This window comes from Achromobacter sp. 2789STDY5608615, from assembly GCF_001298995.1.
In the GTDB taxonomy this organism is placed as follows: domain Bacteria; phylum Pseudomonadota; class Gammaproteobacteria; order Burkholderiales; family Burkholderiaceae_B; genus Achromobacter; species Achromobacter insuavis.
The window spans coordinates 1-8,112 of record NZ_CYTY01000055.1; the positions used below are offsets into that span (position 1 = coordinate 1).

General features: G+C 70.5%; 7 protein-coding genes. 5 read left to right on the plus strand and 2 right to left on the minus strand.

The features are described 5' to 3' along the window. Window positions 1-321: 321 nt before the first annotated feature. Genes AOZ49_RS28675 through AOZ49_RS28690 form a run of 4 tightly spaced genes read left to right on the plus strand, consistent with a single transcriptional unit; the run spans window position 322 to window position 4,719 of the window. The gene (locus AOZ49_RS28675) at window positions 322-1,242 is read left to right on the plus strand and encodes a hypothetical protein (protein WP_156355774.1); all 921 of its coding nucleotides are present in this window, start codon (window positions 322-324) and stop codon (window positions 1,240-1,242) included. After that, a complete protein-coding gene (locus tag AOZ49_RS28680) occupies window positions 1,170-2,903 on the plus strand; it encodes a thiamine pyrophosphate-binding protein (RefSeq protein WP_054431278.1) in 1,734 nt (577 codons plus the stop codon). The genes AOZ49_RS28675 and AOZ49_RS28680 overlap by 73 nt, the downstream gene beginning before the upstream one ends. A 42-nt stretch (window positions 2,904-2,945) precedes the next feature. Further along, window positions 2,946-3,923, plus strand: coding sequence for a Bug family tripartite tricarboxylate transporter substrate binding protein (locus AOZ49_RS28685; RefSeq protein WP_054479219.1), 978 nt, complete (start codon window positions 2,946-2,948; stop codon window positions 3,921-3,923). Window position 3,924: 1 nt separating this feature from the next. Then, window positions 3,925-4,719 (plus strand): SDR family NAD(P)-dependent oxidoreductase, encoded by a 795-nt coding sequence (locus tag AOZ49_RS28690; RefSeq protein ID WP_054431276.1) that lies wholly within the window; start codon window positions 3,925-3,927, stop codon window positions 4,717-4,719. 117 nt (window positions 4,720-4,836) lie between these two features. Here AOZ49_RS28690 and AOZ49_RS28695 read toward each other — a convergent pair whose 3' ends face one another. Both AOZ49_RS28695 and ypfH read right to left on the minus strand, forming a co-directional pair. Then, window positions 4,837-5,643: an IclR family transcriptional regulator gene (locus AOZ49_RS28695; RefSeq protein ID WP_054431275.1), complete on the minus strand. Its 807-nt coding sequence runs from the start codon at window positions 5,641-5,643 to the stop codon at window positions 4,837-4,839. A gap of 10 nt (window positions 5,644-5,653) precedes the next feature. Next, a complete protein-coding gene (gene ypfH, locus AOZ49_RS28700) occupies window positions 5,654-6,382 on the minus strand; it encodes an esterase (RefSeq protein ID WP_054479221.1) in 729 nt (242 codons plus the stop codon). Between the two features lie 161 nt (window positions 6,383-6,543). On the opposite strand from ypfH, the gene AOZ49_RS28705 reads away from it, so the two are divergent. Further along, entirely contained in the window at window positions 6,544-8,085 is a 1,542-nt protein-coding gene (locus AOZ49_RS28705) for an amino acid permease (RefSeq protein WP_054479223.1), read from the plus strand. The last annotated feature ends 27 nt before the right edge of the window (window positions 8,086-8,112 follow it).

The following is an 8,112-nucleotide window of genomic DNA, read 5'->3' on the forward strand; positions in this document are numbered from 1 at the left end:
CCCCGGGCAAGCCCCCCCCCGCAGGCCTCCGCGCCTGCGCGCGCCCGGCGGACGGCGCCGCCAGCCGACCCGGCCCGCCTTATCTCTCTTTCTCGCCCTGTCCCGCACCGATTGCTCCAGCCGGCCTCTCCCTCCTAGCCCGCTCGCCCTGTGCCACCCGGCCTTCCTTCATATAGTTTCCACAATATGGAGACAACATTGCGAATCCGAGCCGCCGCCTCTTAGAATCGGCTGCATATCATTATTCAAACCTATACAGAGACAAGTCGATTTCACTCGGAAACTCGTAACCCGAATAAAATTCGACCAAACATCCATAATATGGAAAACCATATTCACACCGAGGCTGCGCGCATCCTCGACAGCATCACCAAGCTGGCCCCCACGGACGCCGGCCGCGTGGTGATCGCCGCCTCGCACGGCGGCAGCTACGCCGCCTATTGCGCCGCCCGAGGCCGGGTGCGCGCGGTGGTCTTGAACGACGCCGGCGTGGGCTGGCAGCAGGCCGGCATCGCCGGCCTGGACGAACTGCAGCAATGGGGCGTGGCCGCCGCCACCGCCGACTACCGCAGCTGCCGCATCGGCGACGGCGCCGACATGGCGCGCCACGGCATCATCAGCCACGTCAACGGCCTGGCCCATGCGCTCGGCTGCCGCCCCGGCATGGCCGTGGCGCAGGCCGCGCGGCGGCTGGCCGATGCCGACATGGCGCCGACCTGGCCGGCGCCGCGCCACGAGGCCCGCGCGGTCCTGGCCACGGCCGCCGACGGCACGCCGCGGGTGATCGGCGCCGACTCGGTCTCGTTGCTGGAGGCGGACGACGACGGCCGCATCGCCGTCACCGCCTCGCACGGCGAACGGCTGGCGGGCCTGGCCACCGACGGCGTGCGCCCCCGCCCCTGGCTGGTGACCTTCAACGACGCCGGCATCGGCAAGGACAGCGCCGGCATCGGCCGCCTGCCCCTGCTGCAGCAGCGCGGCATCGCGGCGCTGACCGTGTCGGCCCACAGCGCCCGCATCGGCGACGCGCGCTCCTGCTACGAGGACGGCGTGGTGTCGTGCGCCAACGCCCGCGCCCGCGAACTCGGCTGCCGCATCGGCGCCCCCCCTGAAATCCTTTATCGACGCCCTGCTGGCCGGGCGCGCAACCCACCTGGAGCATTCCCCGCATGTCGGAAACCCTTGAAATCACCGGCGGCGAAGCCATCGCCCGCATGTTCGCGGCGCATGACGTCGGCCTGATGTTCGGCATGGGCGGCTTCCAGCTGCTGCCGTTCTACGACGCGGTGCGACGCCTGAAGCTGAACCACAACCTGATCAACGACGAACGCTGCGCGGTGTTCGCCGCCGACGCCTACACCAAGGTCAGCGGCCGCCCCGCCGTGTGCGACGCCACCCTCGGCCCCGGCGCCACCAACCTGGTCACCGGCCTGGCCGAGGCCTACAACGCCGGCACCGCCATGGTGGCGCTGGTGGGCGACTCGCACCGCATGCATTCGTGGAAGAACATGACGCAGGAAGCGCGCCAGCTGGAAGTGCTGCGCCCGGTGGTCAAGGACGTGCTGCGGGTCGAGAAGATCGAGCGCATTCCCGAACTGGTGCGGCGCGCCTTCGCGGTCGCCACCAGCGGCCGGCCCGGCCCGGTGGTGCTGGACGTGCCCGAGGACATCGCGCATGAAGTCCACGCGTTCGACGCCGACGCCTTCCACGCCAGCGCCACCTACCGCCGCGCGCCCGCCCTGCGCTGCCGCCCCGACGCCGACGCCCTGGCGCAGGCCGCCGCCATGCTGGCCGGCGCCGCCCGTCCGCTGATGCTGTGCGGCGGCGGCGTGCACATCAGCGAGGCCGCCGAGGCGGTGCAGGCCTTCGCCCGGCGCTACAACATCCCGGTCGCCCACACCATGAGCGGCAAGGGCGCCATCGCCTGCGACGATCCGCTGAACGCGGGCCTGTTCGGCCGCTACAGCCGCATCGCCAACGACCTGATCGCCAAGTCCGACTGCCTGTTCGTGGTCGGCTGCAAGCTGGGCGAAGTGGCCACGCGCCGCTATGACCTGCTGGCCACCGGCGCGCCCATCATCCACCTGGACATCGTGGCCGAGGAATTCGACCGCACCACCACGCCGACGCTGCGGCTGTGGGGCGACGCCCGCGCCACACTGGCCGAGCTGGACCAGTCCCTGGCCGCCCGGCCCGACGACGGCGCCGCCCGCCGGGAAAGCTACGCCGCCGAAGTCGGCCAGGCCATGCATACCTGGCGCGAATCGGTGCACGCCAAGCTGACCTCGGCCGACCGGCCCATCGGCATGGCGCGCCTGATGCACGAGATCAACGCCAGCCTGCCCGAGGACGGCGTGCTGGTGGCCGACGGCGGCTTCGCCGCGCACTGGGGCGGCCTGCTGTTCGACACCAAGCGCGCCGGGCGCGGCTTCGTGCCGGACCGCGGCTTCGCGTCGATCGGCTACGGCATCCCCGGCGCCATCGGCGCGGCCGCGGCGGCGCCCGGGCGGCAGGTGATCAGCCTGACCGGCGACGGCGGCTGCAACATGTCGCTGGGCGAACTGGAAACCGCCGTGCGCATGGGCCTGGCCTTCACCCTGGTGGTGGTCAACAATGCCGCCTCGGGCTATATCAAGGCCTTGCAGCACCTGATGTACGGCAGCGGCAGCTACCAGTCGTCGGACCTGGCCGAGACCAACTACGCCAACGTGGCGCGCGCGCTGGGCTGCAACGGCATCCGGGTGGAGGACCCGGCCGAGATCCCGGCCGCGCTGGCCGCCGCCTATGCCTGCAAGGACCGCCCCACCGTGCTGGACGTGGTGGTGACGCGCGACCCCGCGCACATGCTGCCCGGCGTCGACAGCCGCGCCGCCAAGATCAAGCCGGGCGACCGCATCGCCTGAGCCTGAATAACAACACAGACATACCAAGCGAGGAGACAACCCATGAAGATCCGTACCTGGCTGACCGCGGCGGCCGCCGCCCTGGCCACCGTGCTGGCGCCGTCCGCCGGCGCCCAGAGCAACTATCCCGACCGTCCGATCCGCCTGATCGTGCCCTTCCCGCCCGGCGGCACCTCGGACGTGGTCGGCCGCATCTTCGCCGAAGCGCTGGGCAAGCAGATCGGCCAGGCGGTGGTGGTGGAAAACCGCGGCGGCGCCGGCGGCACGGTCGGCTCGCGCGCGGTGGCCAGCGCCACGCCCGACGGCTACACGCTGCTGCTGGGCACCTCCAGCACCAACGGCACCAACTCGGCCGTCTACAAGAACCTGCCGTACGACGCGGTCAAGGACTTCACCCCCATCACGCAGATCATCCGCGTGCCGGGCGTGATCGTGGTCAACAAGGACTTCCCGGCCAAGGACTACGCTTCCTTCGTGGCGCTGGTCAAGGGCGCGCCGGGCAAGTATTCGTATGCCTCGTCGGGCAACGGCGGCGCCACCCACATGGCGATGGAATACTACAAGTCGCTGTCGGGCCTGGACATGATGCACGTGCCGTATCGCGGCACCGGCCCGGCGCTCAACGACGTCATCGCCGGCCAGGTGCCGATCCTGTGGGACACGGCGGCCTCGTCGATGGCGCACATCCAGTCGGGCAGCCTGCGCGCCATCGTGGTGGCCGCGCGCAAGCGCCTGCCGCAACTGCCCGACGTGCCCACCTTCGCCGAAGTCGGCCTGCCGACGTATGACGCCGAGATGTGGAACGGCCTGCTGGCCCCGGCCGGGCTGCCCGCGCCGATCCTGGCCAAGCTGGGCGAGGCCTCGCGCCGCGCGCTGGCCGACCCCGAGGTGCAGGCCAAGTATGCCGGCGTGGGCGCCTACGTGGTGGCCGACCAGCCGGAGGCCTTCGCCGCCATGATCAAGGAAGACGTGGCCAAGTGGAAGAAGGTGGCCGAGTTCGCGCACATCTCGGTGGACTGACATGGGCCAGCGCATGCAAGGCAAGACCGCGCTGGTGTTCGGCGCGGGTTCGTCCGGACCGGGCTGGAGCAACGGCCGCGCCGCCGCCGCGCTCTATGCCCGCGAAGGCGCGCACGTGTTCGCGGTCGACCTGCGCGCCGATTCGGCCGAGGAAACCCGCCGCATCATCGCCGAGGAAGGCGGCCGCTGCACCGCGCTGGCGGCCGACGTGACCGACAGCGCGCAGATCCTGGCGGCGGTGCAGGCCACGCTGGCCGAGGCCGGCCGCATCGATGTGCTGCACAACAACGTCGGCATCACCGAGATGGGCGACCCGATCGAGGCCAGCGAAGAAAGCTGGCACCGCGTCATGGACACCAACCTGACCGGCGTGTTCCTGACCTGCAAGCACGTGCTGCCGGCCATGCTGGCCCAGGGCGGCGGCAGCATCGTCAACATCTCGTCGCTGGCCTCGATCCAGGTCAACACCTATCCATACACCTCGTACTACGCCGCCAAGGCCGGGCTGAACCACCTGACCCGCGCCCTGGCGGTGCGCTACGCGCCCGACAACATCCGCGTCAACGCGGTGCTGCCGGGCGTGATGGACACGCCGCTGATCTACACCCAGATCGCGGGCCAGTTCGAGGATGTCGAGGAAATGCGCCGGCGGCGCAACGCCGCCAGCCCGATGGGCCGCATGGGCGACGCCTGGGACGTGGCCCATGCCGCGCTGTTCCTGGCCAGCGACGAAGCGAAGTACATCACCGGCGTGTGCCTGCCGGTGGACGGCGGCAAGTCCTGCGCGGGACGATAGCCGGCGTAGCAGGCCGGCCAGCGGGACGCCAGGACGCGCCGCCTGCCGGCCATCTCCCGATCGGTCCAATGCCTGTCGGATTGCCCGGATCCGAGACGCGCGCGGTCGCGCCGCGCGTCAGGCCGGGCGCGGCGCCAGCTCCGCGCCCAGTTCCGTGGCGGCGCGCTGCAGCGCCGCCACCACTTCCTGCAGCCGCGCCCCCGACAAGCGCGAGCGGATCGCGGCCACGCTGAGCGCGGCCACCACGTGCTGCTCGCGGTCGTACACCGGCACGCCCACCCCCAGCATGTCCGGAATGATGCGGCCCGGGTTCAGCGCATAGCCTTGTTTGCGGGCGGCGGCGATATCCTCGCGCAGCATCGCGGTGGACGGCAGGTCCGGCGCGGCCGAGGCGTCGTAGCGCGCCAGCACCCGCTCGATGTCGTCGTTGGGCAGGAACGCCAGCAGCGCCAGGCTGCCCGCCCCCACGCCCAGCGGCCGGCGGTGGCCGACCTCCAGCGTCAGGATCTTGATGGGGAAATCGCCCGTCTTGCGGTCGACGCAGACCGCCTCGTGGCCCGACCGCACCGACAGGAAGCTGGTGTCGCCGGTGGACTCGGCCAGCCGCAGCACCGCCGACTCGGCGATCGCCTTGATGCCGTGGCGGCTTTCCGCCGCCAGCCCCAGGATGTACGACTCGCGCCCCAGGCTGTAGGTCTTGAGCTTGGGGTTGAGGGCCAGAAAGCCCTCTTGCAGCAGGGCCGACAGCATGCGGTGCGCGGTCGGCGGCGTCAGGCCCAGGTCGCGCGCCACGTCGGTCAGGCCGACGCCGCGCGCGGGCGCGGCGCCCACGTACTTGAGGATGCGCAGCACCCGGAAGATGCTCTGCGCGCCGCCGACCGGATCGGCGTCGCGGGCGGCGGCGGAGGATTTGGCGGGACTCATCGGCGCGGCGTCAGTGCACCGTGGTGCCGTCCGGCGGCGACTGGTTCAGGCCCAGCGCCGCTTCCCAGCTGCGCAGCGGCACGCAGGTCTGCAGCCGCTCGATGGCGCGCTGGATCAGCGCCGGGTGCAGCTCGTGGCCGACCTGCGAGGCCACGTCGATGGTGGCGTCGCCATGCAGCTCGTCCAGCCGCGCCTGCGCCGCCTGGATGTGGGCCACCGGCATTATGCCGTCGGCCGCGCCGTGCAACAGGTGCAGCGTGGTGTACTGCGGCGCGGCCTTGGGCAATTGCGCATAGCGGCCCGAAAAGGCGATCACGCGGCCGGCCATGCCGTCATGCGCCTGCACCAGTTCGAGCGCCATGATGGCGCCCTGCGAGAAGCCGGCCAGCGCGGTGTCGGACTGCAGCAGGCCGAAGCGCGCCTGGGCCTGCTTCACGTAGGCCTCCAGCGGCGGCAGGGCCTGGGCCACCCGTTCGGGGCGGTTTTCCTCGGTGACGCCGCGCACCGAGAACCATTGCCGGCCGGCGCCGCCGCCGTCGAACGGCTCGAAACCCTCGGGGATCAGGATCGCCGCGGCGGGGAACGCGGCGCGCACGGCCTGGGCCAGCGGCAGCAGGTTGTCGGGCGCGCCGCCGACGCCGTGCAGCAGGATGAACAACTGACGCACCTCGGCGCCCGGTTCGGGCAGCAGTTCGATCGCGCGGGAAGAAGAGGACGAATCTGGGGAAGAAGCAGCCATGCAACGGCTCCGTTCGGGCACTGGATGGCCCCATTGTAAAATGCCCGTCACACGCAATCCTAGGCAAGGCGCCCCCCGGGCTGGCTACTGCCCCCGGTGTCCACCAGGCGCTGACGGGCGTTCGTGGCCGGCGCAGCGCTTTGCATCAACCTGTGCATTCCATGAAAACACCGACGACAGATTCGGGAACCCCTCCGGCCGGCAAGAACCAGTTGCACCGCGTGCTCAAGGCGCGCCACCTGACCATGATAGCCCTGGGCGGCGCCATCGGCACCGGCCTGTTCATCGCCTCGGGCGCGGCCATCGCCCAGGCCGGCCCGGGCGGCGCGCTCACGGTCTACCTGCTGATCGGCCTGATGGTCTATTTCATCATGACCAGCCTGGGCGAACTGGCCACCTTCATGCCCGTCTCGGGCTCGTTCTGCACCTACGCCTCGCGCTACGTGGACGGCGGCTTCGGCTTCGCGCTGGGCTGGAACTTCTGGCTCAGCTGGGCCACGGTGGTGGCGGTGGACGTGGTCGCCGCCCAGCTGGTGATGGCGTACTGGTTCCCCGACACCCCCGGCTGGATCTGGAGCGTCGTCTTCCTGGCGCTGACCTTCGGCCTGAACGCCTTCTCGGCGCGCAGCTTCGGCGAGGCCGAATACTGGTTCGCCATCATCAAGGTGGTGGCGGTGCTGTGCTTCATCGTGCTGGGCGTGGCCATGCTGGTCGGCATCATCCACAGCGACGCGCCGGTCGGCCTGCGCAACTGGACGGTGGGCGACGCGCCCTTCGTCGGCAACGCCGCCACCTGGGTCGGGGTGGCCATGGTGGTGGCCTATTCGTTCCAGGGCACCGAGCTGGTCGGCGTGGCCGCCGGCGAATCCGAGAACCCGCGCCGCAACGTGCCGCGCGCCATCAACCACGTGTTCTGGCGCATCCTGCTGTTCTACGTGCTGGCGATCCTGATCATCGGCCTGCTGATCCCCTATACCGACCCGCAGCTGCTGCGCAACGAAGTCGAGGACATCGCCGTCAGCCCGTTCACGCTGGTGTTCCAGCACGCCGGGCTGCTGTCGGCGGCCACCGTGATGAACGCGGTGATCCTGACCTCGGTGCTGTCGGCCGGCAATTCGGGCATGTACGCCGCCACGCGGATGCTGTTCAACATGGCGGTCGAGGGCCAGGCGCCGGCCGTGTTCAAGCGCCTGACCGGCAACGGCGTGCCGCTGTACGCGCTGCTGGCCACCACCGCGCTGGCCTGCCTGTGCATGTTCAGCGTGGTCTACAGCCCCAAGGCGGTCTACATCTGGCTGCTGAATTTCGCCGGCATGACCGAGTTCATCGTCTGGCTCAGCATCGCCGTCAGCCACTACCGCTTCCGCCAGGGCTACGTGAAGCACGGCTACGACACCGCCAACCTGCCCTACAAGGCCGGGCTGTTCCCGTTCGGCCCGCTGTTCGCCTTCGTGCTGTGCCTGCTGGTCACGCTGGGCCAGAACTACCAGGCCTTCCTGGACGAGCGCATCGACTGGATCGGGGTGGTCTCGACCTACCTGGCGATCCCGCTGTTCCTGGCGTTCTGGATCGGCCACCGGCTGGTGAAAAAGTCGCGCTGGATCCGCTACGAAGACATGCAGTTCTACGGTTTCGAGGCCGACCGCGCCGCCGGCGTCGGCCAGGACGCGCCGGTGGCCGCCGGGCAGGCCGCGCGGACCTGACGCGATAGCGGGCCGTCCCGCGCGACG

Bases quoted from the DNA above. Each gene is read 5' to 3' on its own strand.
- ypfH (WP_054479221.1), bottom strand. From the start codon at position 6,382: ATGGCTGCTTCTTCCCCAGATTCGTCCTCTTCTTCCCGCGCGATCGAA.
- AOZ49_RS28705 (WP_054479223.1), top strand. From the start codon at position 6,544: ATGAAAACACCGACGACAGATTCGGGAACCCCTCCGGCCGGCAAGAAC.
- AOZ49_RS28680 (WP_054431278.1), top strand. From the start codon at position 1,170: ATGTCGGAAACCCTTGAAATCACCGGCGGCGAAGCCATCGCCCGCATG.
- AOZ49_RS28685 (WP_054479219.1), top strand. From the start codon at position 2,946: ATGAAGATCCGTACCTGGCTGACCGCGGCGGCCGCCGCCCTGGCCACC.
- AOZ49_RS28690 (WP_054431276.1), top strand. From the start codon at position 3,925: ATGGGCCAGCGCATGCAAGGCAAGACCGCGCTGGTGTTCGGCGCGGGT.
- AOZ49_RS28675 (WP_156355774.1), top strand. From the start codon at position 322: ATGGAAAACCATATTCACACCGAGGCTGCGCGCATCCTCGACAGCATC.
- AOZ49_RS28695 (WP_054431275.1), bottom strand. From the start codon at position 5,643: ATGAGTCCCGCCAAATCCTCCGCCGCCGCCCGCGACGCCGATCCGGTC.